We start from the raw sequence: 18,681 nt of genomic DNA, 5'->3' as shown, positions 1-18,681 counted from the left end.
CAGCGTCCAGGTAAAACCGGGAAAATTTCCTAGTTTTGCGCCACTCGGGGCGAAAAGGTGAGGCGCATCACGCTTCACTCGCCTCGCGCGGAGCCTGCGCGTGCAAAAACGGCAGCAGCAGCAGCGCAGAGATCCCTGCCGCGATAGCGATCACCGCGAAGAAACCGCTCCAGTGCCAGACGTCGATCACCCGCGCCAGCGGCCAGCCGGAGAGCGACGCGCCGAGGTAGGCAAACAGCCCGACAAAACCCGTCGCCGCACCCGCCGCCTCTTTGTGCGAACACTCAGCCGCCGCCATGCCGATCAGCATCTGCGGGCCGAAGACGAAGAAACCGGTGGTGAAGAAGCACGCCGCCTGCATCACGTAGCTGGCGAACGGCATCAGCCACAGCGAGCCGACGGAAAGTAATATCCCGGCCGCGAAAATCAGGTTCATTGGGCCGCGGTTGCCGTTGAAGAGCTTATCCGAGCCCCAGCCCGCCACCAGCGCGCCGATAAACCCGCCCAGTTCGAACATCGTCACCGCGGAGTTGGCGGTGACCAGGTCCACGCCGAGCGTCTCGGACATGTACAGATTGCCCCAGTCGTTGATGGCTGCACGCACCACGTAGACCAGCACGTAGCAGAGCGAGAGCAGCCAGATATAAGGGTTTAACAAGACGTATTTGGTGAGGATCTCTTTACGCGTCAGCCCCGCCCCCTCCTGCTGTTGCGCCATTTCCATCTCGTCGTGCCGCCAGTCGCCCACCGCGGGCAGGCCGACGGTTTGCGGCCTGTCGCGCAGCCGCCAGCAGAGGAACAGCCCGGCGACAATCGCCAGGCCACCGGCAATCATCATCCCCGCGCGCCAGCCGTAGTGTAGCGCCGCCGCGCCGACAACTATCGGGATCAGCGCCCCGCCAACGTTATGCGCGGTGTTCCAGACGGCCCACCAGCCGCCACGCTCGTTGCGGGAGTACCAGGCGGTGAGCAGACGGGCGCAGACCGGCGCGCCCCAGCCCTGGAAAAAGGCGTTCAGCGCCCACAGCAGGGCAAAGGCCCACAGTGAGGTGGAGAAGCCAAACAGGATATTCACTACGCCGGTCGCAATCAGCCCAACGCCCATAAAGTAGCGGGCGTTGGAGCGGTCGCTGACGATGCCGGAGAAGAACTTCGACAGGCCGTAGGTGATGTAAAACAGCGTCGCCAGCAGGCCGATATCGGTGCGGGTCATTACGCCGCTGGCGAGGATCTCCGGCGCGGCGGCGTTGAAGCTTTTGCGGGTGAAGTAGAACAGCGCGTAGCCGAGCCAGATGGTGATCAGGATATGGCGACGCCAGTAGCGGTAGCGGGCGTCGATTTCCGCTTTGTTGCCTATCGGCGCGGCGTTAGCCGGGGTTTTAAACATGGTGGCTCCTTAGCGGCAGGCTGACGCTGACGCGCGTCCCGTGGGTGCAGGAGATGCTCAGCGTGCCGCCCAGCGCCTTCACGCGCTCCCGCATGCCCGCCAGGCCAAAGCCCTGCTGGCCGGAGCCCGGCGGCAGGCCGCAACCGTCGTCTTCAATCACCAGCCTGAGGCTTTCCTCCTGCTGCCAGCCCTGCAGCGTCACCGCGCTGGCGTTGGCGTGTTTGACAATATTGTTCAGCCCTTCCTGACAGACGCGGAACAGCGTCACGCGCTGGCCTTCGCTCAGGGTGGCTTCATTAATGCGCCAGTCGAGATGGCTGACAATGCCGCGGCGTTCCAGCTCCATCTCACGCATCAGAGAGCGTACCGCCTGCTCCAGCGAGAGATCGTCGAGCTGGCGCGGACGCAACCTGCCCAGCAGACGTCGCACCGAGTCGTACACGCCAAGAGAGAGCTGTTCGATATGCGCCCCGCCCTGCTTCACGCCTGCGTTTTCCGCCGCCAGACGCTGGACAATGCCCGCCTGGGTGCGGATGGCGGTGATGGTCTGGCCGATATCATCGTGCAGCTCGCGGGCAACCTCCTGCCGCACGCTCTCTTCCGTCTCCAGCAGGCGCTCCGCCAGACGCCGGTTGCGCGCCAGCTCGGTCTGCAGGGACTGGTTCAGCTCGCGCAGACGCTGGATGCCCGCCCCCAGTAGCAATCCGGTCAGGCTCTGGGCCAGCAGGGAGAGCAGCAGGTCCACGGGATGATCGTGCCAGGTCTGGCTGGCAATCAGGGCGATGGCGTTCATCAGAGTCGCGATCAATGCCCCCTGCCAGCCGTAGTGCCAGGCCAGGGCGATGATCGGCAGCGCCAGACAAAATGGCGTAAAACGTGAAAGTTCGGCGGGTAGGCCAAGCTGCAGCCATAGGCTCACCACAAACAGCAGCAGATACCAGATGAGGTGCCGGGCACGCCAGTTCACCGGTTGCGAGACCAGCGCCGGGCCAAGCGGCTGCCAGACGGTGCTGGTGAGGTAGTGCCAGATGACGAGGCAGGTCGGGGCAAGGGTCAAGCCGCCGGTCAGGGTCAGCAGCAGCGCGTTAAGCATCTCCTTATCACCCGCCCACGGCAGGGACTGCAGCAGCGCGGCAGCAATCAGCGCCGCCCCCTGGCGCAGCAGGGTGCGCCAGTCGCGCTGGTGGCGATAGCGGGAGATAAGCGCAACCGGGAGGAGCGTGAGCAGGCTTCCGGTCATCAATAAAGGCAGATGCGCGAGGGAGACTTCCTGCGCCAGCCAGACCAGCATCAGCCACTCTGCGCCCAGCAGAACAGGCCAGTAGCCGCGCGGGCATTGCAGCATCAGCCCCAGACGCAGGCCAAAGGGAAAGAGCAGTACCGCCAGCTCCGGACGTTCCACCAGATGCAGGCTGATGCTCCACAGGCAGAACCAGGCGGCGGAGAAGATAAAGAAGCTGGCAACGACGGCGATCAGCCGCGAAAAGACGGGACTCATTGCCAGCTGTCGAACATGCGGCGGGCCAGCTCAACGTCGTTACTGACGTTGAGTTTTTCCATCAGGTTGGCGCGATGTACGTGGACGGTTTTCGGCGACAGATCCAGCTCGGCGGCAATCTCTTTCACCGACATGCCCTGGGCAAGCTTCTCTGCCACCTGACGTTCGCGCCGGGTAAGCGGATCCTGACGTCCGGCCGCCAGCTTGATGGCGATATCCGGCGTCAGATAGCAGCCGCCGGTGGAGACGGTGCGCACGGCGGCAATCAGCTCGTCCGGGCTGCAGCGTTTAGAGAGGAATCCGCGCGCCCCCGCGTTAAGGGCCTGCTCCACCAGCGCCGGGCTGTCGTGGACCGAAAGCATGATCGTCGCCATTCCTTTCGGCAGCTGGCTTAACAGTTCAAGACCCGAGAGATCCGGCATCGAGATATCGCAGATACACACCTGCACCCCGCGCCCCGGCAGGCCAGCCAGCGCTTCACGACCGGAGCCAAACTCGGCCACGACCTGAAAATCCGGTTCGAGGTTTAAAAGCTGGGCAAATCCGGAGCGGACGATAAGGTGGTCGTCGATGAGAGCGATGGTGGTCATGTCTATTCCTGCGGTCTGAAAAGCCGGATGGCGCTGCGCTTATCCGGCCTACAAGAGCGAAAGACGCTTACCTTAAGCGATCTATTCGAAAAACACCGCAATTTTGTTAAACATGGTGGGATCGGACTGGTTGCGCGCCACTTTGGTGACGTCTTCCAGCTTGTCGATCTGCGCCATCATCTGCTCCAGACGCTGGTCGTCATTAACCAGTAGCCAGATGCGGCTGTGTTCGCTGCCCTGAATGGGCAGACAAAGAATGCCTTCCACGTTAAACGCCCGGCGGGCAAACAGCCCGCAGACGTGGGTCATGACGCCAGGGTGGTTGCGGACGGTGAGTTCCAGAATGACGTTTTCATGTTGTTTCTGCATGGCTTATTCCCCCACCATCTCAGTATTTGCCGCACCTGGCGGCACCATCGGATACACTTTTTGTTCAGGGTCGATACGCACGTGGATCAGCGCCGGGCCCGGACGCGAAATCGCCTCCTGCAGCGCTGCGTGGGCATCTTCTTCGGCGTTCAGATCGCAGGTGTGCAGGCCAAAACCGGCGGCAATCTGCATAAAGTTAATCATCCCCGGATAGGTCGCGGCAAACACGCCCTGCTTGTAGAACAGACTCTGCTGCTGGTGTACCAGCCCCAGCGCCTCGTTGTTCATCAGGATAATTTTCACGTCTAACTGGTTTTCGGCGGCGGTGGCCATCTCCTGAATGTTCATCATCAGGCTGCCGTCACCGGAGAAGCAGATGACCTTGCGGTCCGGATTCGCCAGCGCCGCCCCGATTGCCGCCGGCAGGCCGAAGCCCATGGTCCCCAGGCCACCGGAGGTCAGCCATTGGCGCGGACGGTTCAGCGGGTAAGCCTGCGCGGCCCACATCTGATGCTGGCCAACGTCGGTGGTAATAATCGCGCTGTCGTCCACACAGGCGGCCACGGCGTTAATCAGCCCGTAGTGGCTCAGCGGGTCGCCTTCTGTTGGGATGGCACCCGGGAACTCGCGCTGCAAATCGGCCACCAGCTGACGCCAGTCGGCGCGGTCGGTTGCGTCCGTCTGCGGGATCAGCTGCGTCAGCACTTCCGCCACATCCCCCTGAATCGCCACGTGCGGCTGTTTGATTTTGCCGAGCTCAGCGCGGTCGATATCCACGTGGATAATTTTGGCATTCGGGCAAAACTCCTCGGTTTTGCCAATCGCCCGGTCATCAAAACGCGCGCCCATAACAATCAGTAAATCCGCCTCCTGCAGGATGTAGTTGGTGCTGCGTGCGCCGTGCATCCCCAGCATGCCCAGGGACAGCGGGTGCGCTTTTGGCAGCATGCCGAGCGCCATCAGGGTCATGGTGGTGGGCAGATTGGCTTTTTCAGCGAACTGACGGATTTCATCCGCGGCGTTGATTGCCCCGCCACCCATATAGAGCACCGGACGTTTGGCGGCATTGATCATGGCGGCGGCGTCGCGCACGCTCTCCGCGCTGAATTCCGGCGCGGGGGCACGCTCGCCCGGTTCCGGCAGAACGTCGATCTCAATCTCTGCGGTCTGGACATCCTTAGGAATGTCTATCCACACCGGGCCCGGGCGGCCGGACTGCGCAATGCGGAACGCATCGCTGATAACCTGAGGAAGCTCGGTGATGTCGCGAACTAAATAGTTATGTTTGGTGATGGGGATAGAGATGCCGTAGGTGTCCACTTCCTGGAACGCATCGGTACCGATCATTGAAGAAGGCACCTGGCCGGTAATGCAGATCAGCGGAATAGAGTCGAGACGCGCGTCGGCGATGGCGGTCACCAGGTTAGTCGCCCCCGGGCCGCTGCAGGCCATACAGACTGCCGGTTTGCCCTGGGTCCGCGCCATCCCCTGAGCGATAAAGCCTGCGCCCTGCTCGTGGCGCGCCAGCACGTGGCGGATCTGCGTGCTTTGGCTTAACGCATCGTACAGCGGCAGCACCGTGCCGCCCGGGATGCCCGCAACCGTGGTAATGCCCTGCCGTTCCAGTAAGTGAACGATTAACTGCGCGCCAGTAAAACGCGTCCTGGTGGATGTTGTGCCCGAACTTGCCATGCTCCAGTCCTTTTCTTCTGGGCCGACGTTCCGGGGAGGGTCATAAACGAAAAACCCCGCCCGGTTTGCGCCGGCGGGGTTTTGGATTCGTGTGTTGATCCAGTCCCTACGGCGCATTGCCGACGACCACCACCACACGCACGACGACCACTGCGGCTGGTTGCGCAGTTTTTAGTAGGGTCGCGGTGTTCATGGATGCAGTCATTGGGGACCTGTGTTTGGAATCATTGAGTGGATTTATACAAACACAGGTTTTTCAGCGTGACAATGGAAATATTTTCATCTGCGCAAAAATGCGTCAGGGATCACGTTTCGTTTACTCAATAAACAGCGCAGGTGATACCCCAAATCTGGCCGACAGCTTTTTAATATGGTTCAGAGTAAGTTGTCTCTGGCCATTCAAAACCCGTGAAACCATTGATTTACTGCCAATTTCGTCCTGAAAATCTGATATTGTCAGTTTATATTGATCCATCAAGGTTCTTAAAACCGCGATTCCGACAGGAACGGACTCCATCTCCTTGCGTAATGCGACGATCTCTGGCCGGTTGGCTTCGAAACGGTTGATTCTGGCGCACACAATATCCAGCAAGGGGCTATTGGGCTCGTTCATGAGCAGATACTCAACCAGTTCAAGCGCATCCTTATAATCTTTCTCGCTCGGCTGTTCACCCAGTAAAGGAACGGCCTCAACAAGGGCATGCGTAGCTTTCATTGCATCAGCGACGATCATCATTTCTTCCCCTTAGTGCGATGTTTCTCCGTAAAACGGTCATATTCCTTATGAGTAAAAACATGGCGCACATAAAACTTTTGGCTTTCAAAGAAGATGAGAGCCACTACTCTGAGATTGTTGTTTGCAATATCAATAACATAATGCTTATCCAGATACTTAAAATTATCAAGCGTCGGAAAAAGTTTCTTCAGCGCAGCAGGCGTTGCGCAATGACTCTTTTCTATGGTGCGACCCAGAAAGAGGAGTTCTTCCTTATGCTGCGGAAAGTGGGTTACCGCATCCAAAATAGATTTCATCGAGATTAAATGCATACTGCATGCCTGCCGCGTCCGTTGCCATTATGGCAATGATGACATTCATTGCCAATAAGTCAACAGGCATTTTTCCAGGTTGCTCAGAAAACAAAAAACCCCGCCGGAGCGAGGTTTTTATCAGGGTCTTGCGGTTGGTCGCCGCAGAACACACTGTGTTACGTCAACGCAAAAAGTATACGCGATCGAAGACGAACGCGCAATTGAGGCACGGATTTTGACGTTTTTGAGTATGGATCGCCTTCCAGATTTTGTCCACAAAATACTGTTCATGCATACAGTATTTATCTATACTGAAGGTGTTCGCAGTGAGCAAGGGGGCCGCAGTTCTACCGGCGCAACGAAGTCCTGGCTGAAACGGGTGGTGCCGTCAGTGCCTTAACCCCTGAAGTGAGCACACTGTGTTACGTCAATCCAGGTGCTGGCAACAGGCGGCGGAAAGGTACGCCAGCATCGTGCTCCTTTTAACCAAAAGGAGACGCGTATGAGCGTAGTGGATATGGTGATACTTATCCTCAAACTCATTGTTGCAGTACTGCAACTGCTTGATGCTGTCCTGAAATACCTTCGGTGATTCAGGTTCAAGTCGCACCTGAGAGGGGCGGGCAACCGCCCCTCTTTAATAACGAGGGAATGCTATGTCGCGTCTGTTAATTGAGCCTGTTACCCCAGAAGAGCCGGGGTACATCGCCCTGAAGGCGGAGAGTATCGCACTGAATTTCAACATGCTGCGCAGGCTGGAAGAGAACTGGCGACGCGGCGAAAACCGCTTTAACGCGCCGGGTGAAAAGCTGCTGGGGGCGTTTCTTAACGGCAGGCTGGTGGGCGTGTGCGGGCTTAACCGCGATCCGTTCAGCCAGCAGCCACGCGCCGGGCGTATTCGCCATCTCTACGTCAGCGAGAAGTGCCGCGGGATGGGCATTGGCAAACAGCTTTTAAGCGTGGTGATGGCCGATGCCAGCATCTGGTTTGATTTTCTCAATACCCATGCGCCGGACAGCGCGTATGGCTTCTATCACCAGGCGGGCTTCAGGCTGGTGTCTGACGAACCTCGGGTGACGCACCGTCTTTTCTGCGCGGTCTGAGCGGCTGGCAGCATCGGGTTGTGAATGTTACAGTTGAGTGACAATTCACCATCCGATACGCCATGACCATCACCGTTTTCTGCATTTTACTCTTCGCCGCACTGCTGCATGCCAGCTGGAACGCCATTGTCAAAGCCGGAACGGACAAGCTCTATTCTGCGATCAGCGTCAGCGGCTCCGCCACGCTAATCGCTCTGGTATTACTGCCTTTCTCTCCTCAGCCCTCCGCCGCCAGCTGGTCGTTCCTGATCGTCTCCTGCGCCTTACAGGTGGTGTATACGGTTCTGGTCGCGAAGACCTATCAGGTCTCGGATATGAGCCAGACCTATCCGCTGATGCGCGGTACCGCACCGCTGCTGGTGGCGCTGGTAAGCGTGCTGGTGCTCGGCGATAGTCTCTCGTGGCTTGCCTGGTCCGGCATCGGGGTGATCTGTCTGTCGATCCTGGCCATGGCGATGAACGGACGCATGCAGTCCCGAAAAGGGATCTGGCTGGCGCTGCTGAACGCCTGTTTTATCGCCGGGTATACGCTGGTAGATGGCACCGGTGTGCGTTTATCCGACTCCGCGCTGGGCTACACGCTGTGGACCTTCTTTATGAACGGCTTCTGTCTGCTGTGCTGGGCGATGGTGGCGCGTCGGCGTGAAGCGTCCAGCTATCTCCGTCTGCACTGGAAAAAGGGGTTACTCGGCGGCGTGGGGACTATGGGCTCATATGGCCTGGCGCTATGGGCAATGACACAGGCCCCGCTGGCAGTGGTCGCCGCGCTGCGTGAAACCTCCATTCTCTTCGGGGCGTTGATCGCGTTTGTGCTGTTAAAAGAGAAGGTTGCGGGTCTGCGCATTGCCGCGGCGCTGGGTATTGCGGGTGGCGCGATCCTGCTGCGCCTCGCGTAAATCACTGGCAACATTAGTTGCCGATCTTGTTTACAAATCCTGCCTTTTTCTGTTTCTCCATTCATCACAGTAATGCTCAATTTGTCATCTCACTGTGGTAGATTCCTCGCGCATTTATGGGAATGCATAGTCACTTATTCTTCATTTTTCTCTTTTGGCAAAAGTATTCAGCGACATGAAAAAACAAAGGAACGTTAACTTATTGTTGATGCTGGTGTTACTGGTGGCCGTCGGTCAGATGGCGCAAACCATCTACATTCCGGCGATTGCCGACATGGCAAAGGAACTAAACGTCCGCGAGGGCGCAGTACAAAGCGTGATGGCGGCCTACCTGCTGACCTATGGCGTGTCGCAATTATTCTACGGGCCGCTCTCCGACCGTATCGGCCGCCGCCCGGTCATTCTGACAGGCATGTGCATCTTCATGGTCGCGACGGTGATTGCCATCACCACCCACAGCCTGACCATATTGATTGCCGCCAGCGCCCTGCAGGGTGTTGGTACCGGCGTCGGTGGGGTGATGGCACGAACCTTACCGCGTGACATGTATCAGAGCACCCAGCTCCGCCATGCCAACAGCCTGTTGAATATGGGTATTCTGGTTAGCCCGCTGCTGGCGCCGCTGATCGGCGGCCTGCTGGACACCATGTGGTCCTGGCGCGCCTGCTACGCCTTCCTGCTGGTGCTCTGTGTGATTGTCACCTTCAGCATGGCGCGCTGGATGCCGGAAACCCGCCCTCAGGACGCACCGCGCACGAAGCTCATCGCCAGCTATAAAACGCTGTTCGGCAACGGGTCGTTTACCTGTTACCTGCTGATGCTGATCGGCGGTCTGGCGGGCATTGCGGTGTTTGAAGCCTGCTCCGGCGTGCTGCTGGGCGCAGGTCTTGGCCTGAGCAGTATGGTGGTCAGTATTCTGTTTATTCTGCCGATACCGGCGGCATTCTTCGGGGCATGGTTCGCCGGACGTCAGAACAAGCGTTTCTCAACGCTGATGTGGCAGTCGGTGATCAGCTGCCTGCTGGCAGGCCTGATGATGTGGATCCCGGGGCTGTTCGGTGTGATGACCGTCTGGACGCTGCTGATCCCGGCGGCACTGTTCTTCTTCGGTGCGGGCATGCTGTTCCCGCTTGCCACCAGCGGCGCGATGGAGCCGTTCCCGTTCCTCGCAGGTACGGCGGGCGCGCTGGTAGGTGGTTTGCAGAATATCGGTTCCGGCGCGCTGGCCTGGCTCTCGGCGATGATGCCGCAGACCGGGCAGTCTAGTTTGGGCCTGCTGATGACGCTGATGGGGCTGCTGATTTTACTTTGCTGGCTGCCGCTGGCGTCGCGTGTTCCGCATCACGAGCAGCCGGTTTAACTGCATGATGGCCCGGCTTCTCGCCGGGCTTTTCACAGACAGGGGCGATCATGGCCTGTAACAACGGCTCTGGCGCAGGCCGCCAGGCGCCCTCTTCTCCGTCGTAAAACTGGAAATCCGCGTTGATCGCGTACGGAATTTTCGCCTTTTGCAGCTCACAGGCCATAAAGGTGGCGAAGGCCATTTGCGAGGCGGTCGGTGTAAAGCGGTTTGACTCCCCCACGCCCCAGCCCCCCACCCAGCTGACGTGTCCGGTTTTTTGCTGCCAGCGCAGCGCCGTCGTAATGCGACTATGAATAGCCGCTTTTTCCGCCGCCGTGCCGGACGTCCACGGGTATTTACCGTTATTTTTCATCGGTCCCCATGGGAAAATATGCCATTCTGCCAGCAGGTAGTTCTGGCTATGGGCAGGCAGCTTCAGGCTGGTTAAATCCTCCGGCGCGGCGCGCAGGCGCGGTGCGATGAAGATCATGCGCTGCGGGTCGATGTCGTGGATCGCTTTGATGCTTTTTTCATAGACGTGGTTTAACGACGCCAGATTGTGATTAAGCTTGTCAGCCGGCTCATAAATAAGGTCAAACCCCAGCAGCGGGAAGCTCTGACCGAAATAGTGCGCCACAGCAATCCACCAGTTGATCGCCTCTTTCTCGTTGTCAGCTTTCGGGTCGTTTTTATATTCATCAGCCTGATAGGCGATGATCGGGATCACGCCATACTGTTCGCAGGCTTCTACCAGCTTACGCAGGTGGATCAGCCGTGCCTCTGTCGGTTCATCCGCGACGCGGATGCGCACGTGGGTAATGCCTTTAGCCCGAAAATCGCGGACCACCAGCGGGTCAAACTCGCGAATACCGCGCTCGGTGCGCGCCCAGTCCACATCCATCCCGACGCCCAGCTGTTGCGCATAACGGGCAGCCGTCAGCGGCGGCTCAGCGGCAATGGCCCAGCCGGAGGTGATCATTAACGCGGTAGCAATGAGAGGCTTTAACACGGTTTACCCTGGATAAATCGAAAGCATTACCTGTATTTAGCACGCTTTTTCACATTTGGTGTAGCGTCAAAGCGTAATAATTCTTCAGCTTACCCGCTCTCTCAGCCAGCCAATAAAGGCATCAATTTTCGGCCACTGACGGCCAGGTAGCGTTGAGACGTAGTAATGCTGATGGCATTTGAGGGTCTTTTCGCCAAACGGTGCAATCAGCTCACCCCGCTCAAGCCGCTTTTGCACCAGCCGCTTTCTCCCCATCGCCACCCCCACGTCATTCATGGCCGCGATAATGGCCAGGTCCGAGCGATCGAAACCAATACCCGATGATGGCGGCATCGTCACCGCGAAATGCTGCGCCCAGCTCAGCCACTCATCCGTGCCGGAATCATTGCTCCAGGCCTGACGGTCGTGCAGTAACGTACAATGGCTGAGATTATGGGGATTTTTCAGCAGCTCATGCTCGCGGGCATACGCCGGCGAACAGACGGGCAAAATCGCTTCATCCATCAGAAAGTGATGAGACAGGTGGTTTGATGGCGTATCGTCGAAATAGAGCGCCAGATCGATACCGGTTCGCTGCATGTTCACGTAATCATTGCCGGTCAGGATGGTGAGGGATATCGACGGGTAGCGGCGGGTAAAATCTCCCAGCATGGGTACCAGCCAGCACTGGGCGATTGACGGGCGGGAGTAGACCGTCAGCGTACCGGATAGCGCCTGATTTTTGATGTCCAGAATTTCCTGATTCAGGGTGTCGAGGGACGATTTAAGGGTCCAGTAAACCCGTTTTCCCTCCTGCGTCAGCTCCACTTTACGGTGCGAGCGGACAAACAGCTGAATGCCCAGCTCCTCTTCCAGCAGGTTGATGCGGTGGCTCACCGCGCTGGGACTGAGCGAGAGTTCCGCCGCCGCCAGGGCGAAGGACTCATGCCGGGCGGCCACTTCAAAGGTGTACATTTTTGACAGCTGCCAGCCGTTTAACAGCCGGTTTCTGGCGTCATTCGCATCGATCATCACAATTCTCACACGTTATTTCTGCCCTCAGCATACCGTGTGAGGGTGAATTTATGTGAACCAACGGCGAAATTACTGCACTTTTTAGAGTTCAGTCACTCAGTTGGTTCAATCTGGCTCACCTGAACGGCAATTTATATCGTTTGTCAGCCCACGCCGTTTTTTCGTCCAATACCCGCAAATGATATAAGGGTGAGGTGAAATATGGGATCGCCGGTCTGGGTTGTGACAACGCTGCTTATCAGCATTGTGTTGATTGTTTTAACCATCGTAAAACTGAAGTTTCACCCGTTCCTCGCGCTGCTGCTGGCGAGTTTTTTCGTCGGCGCAATGATGGGGATGAGCCCACTGGATATGGTAAACGCCATTGAGAGCGGTATTGGCGGTACGCTGGGCTTCCTGGCGGCGGTGATTGGTCTTGGCACCATTCTGGGCAAGATGATGGAGGTTTCCGGCGCGGCAGAGCGCATCGGGATGACCTTGCAGCGCTGCCGCTGGCTGTCAGCAGACGTGATTATGGTACTGGTAGGCCTGATCTGCGGCATTACGCTGTTCGTGGAAGTGGGCGTGGTTCTGCTGATCCCGCTGGCGTTTTCCATCGCTAAAAAGACCAACACCTCGCTGCTTAAGCTTGCCATTCCACTCTGTACCGCGCTGATGGCGGTGCACTGCGTGGTGCCGCCGCATCCGGCTGCGCTGTTTGTCACCAACAAGCTGGGGGCGGACGTCGGAACGGTGATTGTCTATGGTTTGCTGGTGGGCCTGATGGCGTCTCTGGTCGGCGGCCCGCTGTTCCTGAAGCTGCTCGGCAACCGTCTGCCATATAAACCGGTTCCGGCGGAATTTTCAGACCTGAAGGTGCGGGAAGAACATACCCTGCCGTCGCTGGGCGCCACGCTGTTCACGGTGTTGCTGCCGATTGCCCTGATGCTGGTGAAGACCGTCGCTGAGCTGAATATGGCGAAAGAAAGCACGCTGTATACCCTGCTGGAATTTATCGGCAACCCGATCACCGCGATGTTTATCGCCGTGTTTGTCGCCTACTACCTGCTGGGGATCCGCCAGCATATGGGCATGGGCGCCATGCTGACCCATACGGAGCACGGGTTTGGCTCTATCGCCAATATTTTGCTGATTATCGGTGCGGGCGGTGCGTTCAACGCCATCCTCAAAACCAGCGGGCTGGCGGACTCCCTGGCGCATATTCTCTCGAACCTGCACATGCACCCAATCCTGCTCGCCTGGCTGGTGGCGCTGGTGCTGCATGCCGCCGTCGGCTCCGCCACGGTGGCGATGATGGGGGCGACGGCTATCGTCGCGCCGATGCTGCCGCTCTACCCCAACGTCAGCCCGGAGATCATTACCATTGCCATCGGTTCTGGCGCCATTGGCTGCACGATCGTTACCGATTCTCTCTTCTGGCTGGTGAAGCAATACTGCGGCGCGACCCTGCATGAGACCTTCAAATACTATACGACGGCGACGTTTATCGCCTCGGTGCTTGCACTTGGCGGCACATTCCTGCTTTCTTTCATTATCTGAGCGCGAAGAGACGTATTATGGAAAACGCAACTATCACCACTTTAACCGCACAGTTTCCTCTGGTTGAGGATCTGATTGCCCTGAAAGAAACCACCTGGCTTAACCCGCGTACCACCACGCTGGCTGAGGGGCTGCCCTATGTCGGGCTGACCAAAGCCGACGTGGACGACGCGCATGCGCGTCTCAACCGCTTCGCACCGTATCTGGCGAAAGCCTTCCCGGAGACAGCCGCCACGAAGGGGATAATTGAATCCGAACTGGTCGCCATTCCGGCAATGCAGGCACGTCTGGAGAAAGAATCTGGCAAAGCCATTCCCGGCACGCTGCTGCTGAAAAAAGACAGCCATCTGCCGATCTCCGGCTCGATTAAAGCGCGCGGCGGCATCTATGAGGTGCTGACCCACGCGGAAAAACTGGCGCTGGAAGCCGGATTGCTGAGCGTCGAAGACGACTACAGCATTCTGCTGGAGCCGCGCTTTAAGGACTTCTTTAGCCAGTACAGCATCGCGGTGGGCTCCACCGGCAACCTGGGGATGTCCATCGGCATCATGAGCGCACGCATTGGCTTTAAGGTGACGGTGCATATGTCTGCCGACGCCCGCGAGTGGAAAAAAGCCAAACTGCGCAGCCATGGCGTCATCGTCGTGGAATATGAGCAGGATTACGGCGTGGCGGTGGAGCAGGGACGCAAAGCGGCGGAAAGCGATCCCAACTGCTTCTTTATCGATGATGAAAACTCCCGCACCCTGTTCCTGGGCTACGCCGTTGCAGGCGAGCGTCTGAAGGCACAGTTTGCCGAACAGGGCCGCGTGGTGGATGCCGAACACCCGCTGTATGTCTATCTGCCGTGCGGCGTCGGCGGCGGCCCTGGCGGCGTGGCGTTTGGCCTGAAGCTGGCCTTTGGTGACAACGTCCACTGCTTCTTCGCGGAGCCCACGCACTCTCCATGCATGCTGCTGGGCGTCTACACCGGCCTGCACGATGAGATTGCCGTGCAGGACCTGGGCATTGATAACCTGACGGCCGCCGACGGGCTGGCGGTAGGGCGCGCCTCTGGCTTCGTGGGCCGCGCGATGGAACGCCTGCTCGACGGATTCTACACGCTCTCCGATCAGAGCATGTACGACATGCTCGGCTGGCTGGCGCAGGAGGAAGGGATTCGGCTGGAACCGTCCGCGCTGGCGGGGATGGCCGGGCCGCTGCGCATGCATTCCGATGCCAACGTTACTCACCTGGTGTGGGCGACCGGCGGCGGCATGGTACCGGAAGAGGAGATGGCGAAATATCTGGCGAAAGGGAAGTAATTATGCCGGGTGGCGGCTGCGCCTTACCCGGCCTACAGGTTCAAAATTTGCTGAATATGGGTGACCGCAAACAGCAGTGACAGCGACAGTACAGCCAGGGCGATCAGGAACTTATCCCGCACCGCCTTCGGCTGCACAAAATCGTCCTGCGCCACGTCCATCAGGTTACGGCTGCGGGTATAGCGCCATAAAATGACAGCCACCAGCGCGAGTACGACGACGGAGATCCAGAACGGCGCCCCGGTGCGGTGCCAGTTGTGCTTAATCGCCAGGGCAATCAGCGCGCCATACCCCAGCAGCGTACGCAGCCACGCCAGCGACGTCCGCTCCGGCTGCAGGCCGGGGTCCGCTTCGCGTCGCGCTTTGCGGCTATCCGCCATAAAACACCAGCACCATCACCACGCCCGCCACCGCCAGCAGGATTGCGCTGATGATGAGTAGCCCGCGCGTATAGGGCAGATCCTGCTTCAGACGCATCGCCTTCTCATTGCGCAGCCAGCGCAGGTAGCCGTAAATCGCCAGCACGCCCGCGAACAGACACAGCAGCAGAGCCAGCACTTCACGAATCAACGGCGTGGCGAAATCAGGCGCGAGCTGGTCGAGGCCGACACCTGCAGCCAGAAAACCCAGTGCGGTGCGGATCCACGCTAAAAACGTGCGTTCATTGGCCAGAGAGAAGCGGTAGTCCGGCGCTTCGCCGAGGCGGGAAATTTTCATGAAGGTTCCTTGTCGTGCTACAGGCAGGCTTCAGCATAGCGTAAATCGACCAGGACAAGGAGACCGGCATCGGGCGATGCCGGTCGGGAAGATTAGTGCAGCTCCGGCCAGAACCCCTTATTGGCCTCGATCAGGTCATCCAGAATCGCTTTCGCCACAGAGGCGCTCGGTACGGTTTTGGAGAGGGTGATCGCCTGCCAGAGTTTCTGGTACGAACGCTGCTCCCAGGCATCTACCACCAGTTTTTCCACCGCCACCTGCTGGCTCATCAGCCCTTTCTGGAAGTGCGGAATATCACCCACCGTGAGCGGCTCCGGCCCGTTATGGCCCACCAGGCACGGTATCTCCACCATCGCGTCGGCATCAAAGTTATGGATCGCCCCGTTGTTCGGCACAATCAGCAGCATCCGCTCCTGGGTATTGAAGGCAATCGCGGTCGCCAGATCGACGATATAGGACGCATGTTCGTCAATCTCCAGCTCACCGGCGGAGGATTTCCCGGCTGCGATAATCGCCCGGCAGGAACTGAACACGTGCTTCTCTCGGTGATCCATCACCTCATTGGCGCGGGTACGCTCGGGACTGGAGTGCGCCACCACGTAGTCCGGGAACAGGTAATACTTCAGGTAAGTGTTCGGCATGGTATCCGGATCCAGCGCCTGCACGTCTTTGGCTTTGGCGAAGGTATCGTTCCAGCTCGCTTCGGTATGGGCGTCGTCAGACGGCGGTACATAGCCGTTTTTAGCGACGTATTCGCGCAGTTTCGGCATCAGATCGTTACCGTTGAGATCTTCAATCGACGTCCACCAGCCGAAGTGGTTCAGGCCGTAGTAACGCACGCGCATCTCTTTGCGGTCTTTCAGGCCGACAATCTGCGCCATGCGCCCTTCGATGCCGATCGGCATATCGCAGATATTAAGAATTTTGGCGTTCGGACGCAGGCGACGGGTCGCTTCCGCGACAATCGCTGCCGGATTGGAGTAGTTCAGCATCCACGCGTTCGGGGAGTACTGCTCCATATAATCCACCAGCTCCAGCACGCCGCCGATTGAGCGCATGCCGTAGGCGATGCCACCCGGTCCGCAGGTTTCCTGGCCCAGCACGCCATGGCGCAGCGGGATTTTTTCATCTTTTTCACGCATCGGGTATTTGCCCACGCGGATATGCGCCATCACGAAATCCACATCACTAAACGCCGCTTTCGGATCGGTGGTGTAGCTGAATTCAATCTCCGGCGCCTGTTCCTTAAGGATGATTTTGCACGCTTCGGCGATGGTCTCCTGACGTGCGCCGTCGTTGTCATAGAACTTCAGGGCGCGCAGCGGGAAACGGTCACGGTTGGCTAACAGCATCAGGACGATACCAGGCGTAAAGGTGCTGCCGCCGCCTGCAATGACAACTGAGAATTTTTTCATGATATAGCCTCTGTCAGGGTAGTTTGTTCATTCGTTAAAGGGGTTTTCATCAGCGATTCCAGCTGGTCGCGCACCTGAGGAACGTGCAGACCGACAATCACCTGAATGCCGTTGCCGCGTCGCACCACGCCGTGGGCGCCGAGGGCTTTAAAGACGTCATCACTTTGGGTTTTCGCCATATCGACCAGGGCGATACGCAGGCGGGTAGCACAGTTGTTGATGCTTTCGATGTTGGCCGCACCGCCGAGCGCCTGCAGGAACCCGGCTGCCTGTCCGACCTGCTGGCTGGCCGCTGCCGGGACGGTGGTGTGCCCGCGCGCCGCCTTATAGTCCGCCTTGCTGTAGAGTTTGATTTCGCTCGCTTCCCGGCCCGGCGTTTTCAGGTTCAGACGCGCAATCAGCGTTTTGAAGACCACGAAGTAGATCCCGGTGAAGCAGACGCCAATGCCAATCTGGGTGAACACCGTTGACGCGTGGTTGTGGAACATCGGGATCCAGTTTTGCGGCAGGAACTGGTCCAGCAGGCCGCCGCCCATGTTGCCGACGACGCCGAAGACGTACATCACCGTCGCCATGGTGGCCGCCAGCACGGCGTGGACGGCAAACAGCAGCGGCGAGATAAACAGGAAGGTGAATTCCAGCGGTTCAGTAATGCCCACCAGCACGGCGGTGAGCGTGGCCGGGATCAGCAGCCCTGCGACCTTGACGCGGTTTTCCGGTGAGGCGGTGTACCAGATCGCCAGCGCAATCCCGACCGAGCCAAACACTTTCGAGTTGCCGTGCAGCGCGAATCCACCTTCCGGGAACAGGGTTTTCAGCGACAGCGTGCTCTGGCTAAACGCCTGCAGGTGCTGCGCCCAGTAGACCTGAATCCCACCCTCTACCGCCGCCGGGCCGAAGATAAACGGACCGTAGACGAAGTGGTGCAGCCCGGTTGGGATCAGAATGCGTTCCAGGAAGGTATAGACCCACACGCCCAGCGCACCGGCAGAGCGCAGGAAAGCCTGCAGGGACTCGATGCCCATCTGCACTTTCGGCCAGCCCAGCAGCGTCAGCCAGGCGCAGGGGATCATGACGAAAAACGCGAGGATAACGACAAACGAACTGCCCTGAAAAATCCCCAGAAACACCGGCAGCGGCTTGTCAAAATAGCGGTTGTGGATGGCGGTAACGATGCCCGAAATGATGATGGCACCGATGATGCTGGTATCGAGCGTTTTAATCCCGGCAATCATCGCCAGCCCGCTGCCTGCCGTCGGTTCGGCGGTGAAATCGACGCCAAAAAAGTGGCCCCAGGTCATGCCCATTGCGTTGATGAAGTAGTTCCAGGTGAGGAAGCTAATCAGCACCGCCAGACAGGCACGGCCCTGCGCCTGCTTCGCCAGGCCAATCGGCAGGCCAACGGCAAAAATCAGCGGCATATTGCGAAAGACCGCCCAGCCGCCCTCTTCAATGATGTGAACGATCTGCGCGAAAAGGTTATCAGGGGCCGTTAAGGCTTCGCCGACAAACAGCGGATTGCGAAGCATAATGGCGATTCCCACCACGATCCCGGCGAACGGAAACAGCAACACCGGGGTAAACATGGCACCGCCAAAACGTTGTATTTGACTGAGCATTTTTAAATCCTCACGTAACAACCTGTAGGGGAGAGAGGCCTTTATGGTTTTTTGCTGGCGTGAGGTGAGCATAAGAACTTACTGATGCGCGAACATGGCGTGCCGCTGCGATTCGTGATCGCATTCATGGTTTTATTTTGACCAATCAGGTCTACTTT

At 58.5% G+C, this 18,681-nt stretch carries 20 protein-coding genes; 6 read left to right on the top strand and 14 right to left on the bottom strand.

The window, feature by feature from the left end; genetic code table 11:
• Positions 1-67: 67 nt before the first annotated feature.
• From SP99_RS00190 to SP99_RS00160, 8 genes are all read right to left on the bottom strand, one after another.
• The gene (locus tag SP99_RS00190) at positions 68-1,387 is read right to left on the bottom strand and encodes an MFS transporter (RefSeq protein ID WP_045285317.1); all 1,320 of its coding nucleotides are present in this window, start codon (positions 1,385-1,387) and stop codon (positions 68-70) included.
• Complete coding sequence (uhpB, locus tag SP99_RS00185; protein ID WP_047957413.1) at positions 1,380-2,885, bottom strand: signal transduction histidine-protein kinase/phosphatase UhpB; 1,506 nt, start codon at positions 2,883-2,885, stop codon at positions 1,380-1,382. The genes SP99_RS00190 and uhpB overlap by 8 nt, the downstream gene beginning before the upstream one ends.
• Positions 2,882-3,475 (bottom strand): response regulator transcription factor UhpA, encoded by a 594-nt coding sequence (gene uhpA / locus SP99_RS00180; protein WP_022646555.1) that lies wholly within the window; start codon positions 3,473-3,475, stop codon positions 2,882-2,884. The genes uhpB and uhpA overlap by 4 nt, the downstream gene beginning before the upstream one ends.
• An 81-nt stretch (positions 3,476-3,556) precedes the next feature.
• Positions 3,557-3,844, bottom strand: a complete 288-nt coding sequence (gene ilvN, locus SP99_RS00175) for an acetolactate synthase small subunit (RefSeq protein ID WP_006808802.1) — start codon at positions 3,842-3,844, stop codon at positions 3,557-3,559.
• A gap of 3 nt (positions 3,845-3,847) precedes the next feature.
• Positions 3,848-5,536: an acetolactate synthase large subunit gene (ilvB, locus tag SP99_RS00170; protein WP_047957412.1), complete on the bottom strand. Its 1,689-nt coding sequence runs from the start codon at positions 5,534-5,536 to the stop codon at positions 3,848-3,850.
• A gap of 106 nt (positions 5,537-5,642) precedes the next feature.
• On the bottom strand, positions 5,643-5,741 hold the full coding sequence (gene ivbL / locus SP99_RS23405; RefSeq protein ID WP_071830013.1) for an ilvB operon leader peptide IvbL: 99 nt from the start codon (positions 5,739-5,741) through the stop codon (positions 5,643-5,645).
• Positions 5,742-5,852: 111 nt separating this feature from the next.
• On the bottom strand, positions 5,853-6,269 hold the full coding sequence (locus SP99_RS00165) for a helix-turn-helix domain-containing protein (protein ID WP_047959748.1): 417 nt from the start codon (positions 6,267-6,269) through the stop codon (positions 5,853-5,855).
• Positions 6,269-6,583: a type II toxin-antitoxin system HigB family toxin gene (locus tag SP99_RS00160; protein ID WP_047957411.1), complete on the bottom strand. Its 315-nt coding sequence runs from the start codon at positions 6,581-6,583 to the stop codon at positions 6,269-6,271. The genes SP99_RS00165 and SP99_RS00160 overlap by 1 nt, the downstream gene beginning before the upstream one ends.
• Before the next feature lie 484 nt (positions 6,584-7,067).
• Between SP99_RS00160 and tisB the strand changes: the two genes are divergently transcribed.
• The 4 genes from tisB to emrD all read left to right on the top strand — a co-directional run bounded on the left by tisB (position 7,068) and on the right by emrD (position 9,924).
• Positions 7,068-7,157 (top strand): type I toxin-antitoxin system toxin TisB, encoded by a 90-nt coding sequence (gene tisB, locus SP99_RS23400; protein ID WP_020684667.1) that lies wholly within the window; start codon positions 7,068-7,070, stop codon positions 7,155-7,157.
• A gap of 64 nt (positions 7,158-7,221) precedes the next feature.
• A complete protein-coding gene (locus SP99_RS00150; protein ID WP_047957410.1) occupies positions 7,222-7,668 on the top strand; it encodes a GNAT family N-acetyltransferase in 447 nt (148 codons plus the stop codon).
• 62 nt (positions 7,669-7,730) lie between these two features.
• Positions 7,731-8,564 (top strand): DMT family transporter, encoded by an 834-nt coding sequence (locus SP99_RS00145; RefSeq protein ID WP_047957409.1) that lies wholly within the window; start codon positions 7,731-7,733, stop codon positions 8,562-8,564.
• A gap of 175 nt (positions 8,565-8,739) precedes the next feature.
• Entirely contained in the window at positions 8,740-9,924 is a 1,185-nt protein-coding gene (emrD, locus tag SP99_RS00140; protein ID WP_047959747.1) for a multidrug efflux MFS transporter EmrD, read from the top strand.
• Here emrD and SP99_RS22965 read toward each other — a convergent pair.
• A complete protein-coding gene (locus tag SP99_RS22965; RefSeq protein ID WP_053060125.1) occupies positions 9,827-10,915 on the bottom strand; it encodes a cellulase family glycosylhydrolase in 1,089 nt (362 codons plus the stop codon). The genes emrD and SP99_RS22965 overlap by 98 nt on opposite strands.
• Positions 10,916-10,999: 84 nt before the next feature.
• Complete coding sequence (gene dsdC / locus SP99_RS00125; RefSeq protein ID WP_047957407.1) at positions 11,000-11,926, bottom strand: DNA-binding transcriptional regulator DsdC; 927 nt, start codon at positions 11,924-11,926, stop codon at positions 11,000-11,002.
• A gap of 204 nt (positions 11,927-12,130) precedes the next feature.
• Between dsdC and dsdX the strand changes: the two genes are divergently transcribed.
• Positions 12,131-13,468, top strand: a complete 1,338-nt coding sequence (gene dsdX, locus SP99_RS00120; RefSeq protein WP_025756988.1) for a D-serine transporter DsdX — start codon at positions 12,131-12,133, stop codon at positions 13,466-13,468.
• 17 nt (positions 13,469-13,485) lie between these two features.
• A complete protein-coding gene (gene dsdA / locus SP99_RS00115) occupies positions 13,486-14,772 on the top strand; it encodes a D-serine ammonia-lyase (RefSeq protein ID WP_047957406.1) in 1,287 nt (428 codons plus the stop codon).
• A 32-nt stretch (positions 14,773-14,804) separates the two neighbouring features.
• Here dsdA and SP99_RS00110 read toward each other — a convergent pair whose 3' ends face one another.
• From SP99_RS00110 to SP99_RS00095, 4 genes are all read right to left on the bottom strand, one after another.
• Positions 14,805-15,152, bottom strand: a complete 348-nt coding sequence (locus SP99_RS00110) for a DUF202 domain-containing protein (RefSeq protein WP_047957405.1) — start codon at positions 15,150-15,152, stop codon at positions 14,805-14,807.
• A complete protein-coding gene (locus SP99_RS00105) occupies positions 15,142-15,489 on the bottom strand; it encodes a YidH family protein (RefSeq protein WP_024907384.1) in 348 nt (115 codons plus the stop codon). Before SP99_RS00105 ends, SP99_RS00110 begins: the two co-directional genes overlap by 11 nt.
• Before the next feature lie 92 nt (positions 15,490-15,581).
• Positions 15,582-16,904, bottom strand: a complete 1,323-nt coding sequence (locus SP99_RS00100) for a 6-phospho-alpha-glucosidase (RefSeq protein ID WP_025756984.1) — start codon at positions 16,902-16,904, stop codon at positions 15,582-15,584.
• Positions 16,901-18,523 carry an alpha-glucoside-specific PTS transporter subunit IIBC gene (locus tag SP99_RS00095; RefSeq protein WP_047957404.1) on the bottom strand — a complete coding sequence of 541 codons (1,623 nt, stop codon included), beginning with the start codon at positions 18,521-18,523 and terminating at the stop codon, positions 16,901-16,903. Before SP99_RS00095 ends, SP99_RS00100 begins: the two co-directional genes overlap by 4 nt.
• Positions 18,524-18,681 lie beyond the last annotated feature (158 nt).

The sequence above is a fragment of the Enterobacter sp. BIDMC92 genome (assembly GCF_001030225.1).
GTDB lineage: Bacteria > Pseudomonadota > Gammaproteobacteria > Enterobacterales > Enterobacteriaceae > Enterobacter > Enterobacter sichuanensis.
This window is presented reverse-complemented; position numbering and strand designations above follow the sequence as displayed.

Excerpts from the sequence above, each read along its gene's own strand:
- SP99_RS00190 (WP_045285317.1), bottom strand. The coding sequence starts at position 1,387 with ATGTTTAAAACCCCGGCTAACGCCGCGCCGATAGGCAACAAAGCGGAA.
- uhpB (WP_047957413.1), bottom strand. The coding sequence starts at position 2,885 with ATGAGTCCCGTCTTTTCGCGGCTGATCGCCGTCGTTGCCAGCTTCTTT.
- uhpA (WP_022646555.1), bottom strand. The coding sequence starts at position 3,475 with ATGACCACCATCGCTCTCATCGACGACCACCTTATCGTCCGCTCCGGA.
- ilvN (WP_006808802.1), bottom strand. The coding sequence starts at position 3,844 with ATGCAGAAACAACATGAAAACGTCATTCTGGAACTCACCGTCCGCAAC.
- ilvB (WP_047957412.1), bottom strand. The coding sequence starts at position 5,536 with ATGGCAAGTTCGGGCACAACATCCACCAGGACGCGTTTTACTGGCGCG.
- ivbL (WP_071830013.1), bottom strand. The coding sequence starts at position 5,741 with ATGACTGCATCCATGAACACCGCGACCCTACTAAAAACTGCGCAACCA.
- SP99_RS00165 (WP_047959748.1), bottom strand. The coding sequence starts at position 6,269 with ATGATCGTCGCTGATGCAATGAAAGCTACGCATGCCCTTGTTGAGGCC.
- SP99_RS00160 (WP_047957411.1), bottom strand. The coding sequence starts at position 6,583 with ATGCATTTAATCTCGATGAAATCTATTTTGGATGCGGTAACCCACTTT.
- tisB (WP_020684667.1), top strand. The coding sequence starts at position 7,068 with ATGAGCGTAGTGGATATGGTGATACTTATCCTCAAACTCATTGTTGCA.
- SP99_RS00150 (WP_047957410.1), top strand. The coding sequence starts at position 7,222 with ATGTCGCGTCTGTTAATTGAGCCTGTTACCCCAGAAGAGCCGGGGTAC.
- SP99_RS00145 (WP_047957409.1), top strand. The coding sequence starts at position 7,731 with ATGACCATCACCGTTTTCTGCATTTTACTCTTCGCCGCACTGCTGCAT.
- emrD (WP_047959747.1), top strand. The coding sequence starts at position 8,740 with ATGAAAAAACAAAGGAACGTTAACTTATTGTTGATGCTGGTGTTACTG.
- dsdC (WP_047957407.1), bottom strand. The coding sequence starts at position 11,926 with ATGATCGATGCGAATGACGCCAGAAACCGGCTGTTAAACGGCTGGCAG.
- dsdX (WP_025756988.1), top strand. The coding sequence starts at position 12,131 with ATGGGATCGCCGGTCTGGGTTGTGACAACGCTGCTTATCAGCATTGTG.
- dsdA (WP_047957406.1), top strand. The coding sequence starts at position 13,486 with ATGGAAAACGCAACTATCACCACTTTAACCGCACAGTTTCCTCTGGTT.
- SP99_RS00110 (WP_047957405.1), bottom strand. The coding sequence starts at position 15,152 with ATGGCGGATAGCCGCAAAGCGCGACGCGAAGCGGACCCCGGCCTGCAG.
- SP99_RS00105 (WP_024907384.1), bottom strand. The coding sequence starts at position 15,489 with ATGAAAATTTCCCGCCTCGGCGAAGCGCCGGACTACCGCTTCTCTCTG.
- SP99_RS00100 (WP_025756984.1), bottom strand. The coding sequence starts at position 16,904 with ATGAAAAAATTCTCAGTTGTCATTGCAGGCGGCGGCAGCACCTTTACG.
- SP99_RS00095 (WP_047957404.1), bottom strand. The coding sequence starts at position 18,523 with ATGCTCAGTCAAATACAACGTTTTGGCGGTGCCATGTTTACCCCGGTG.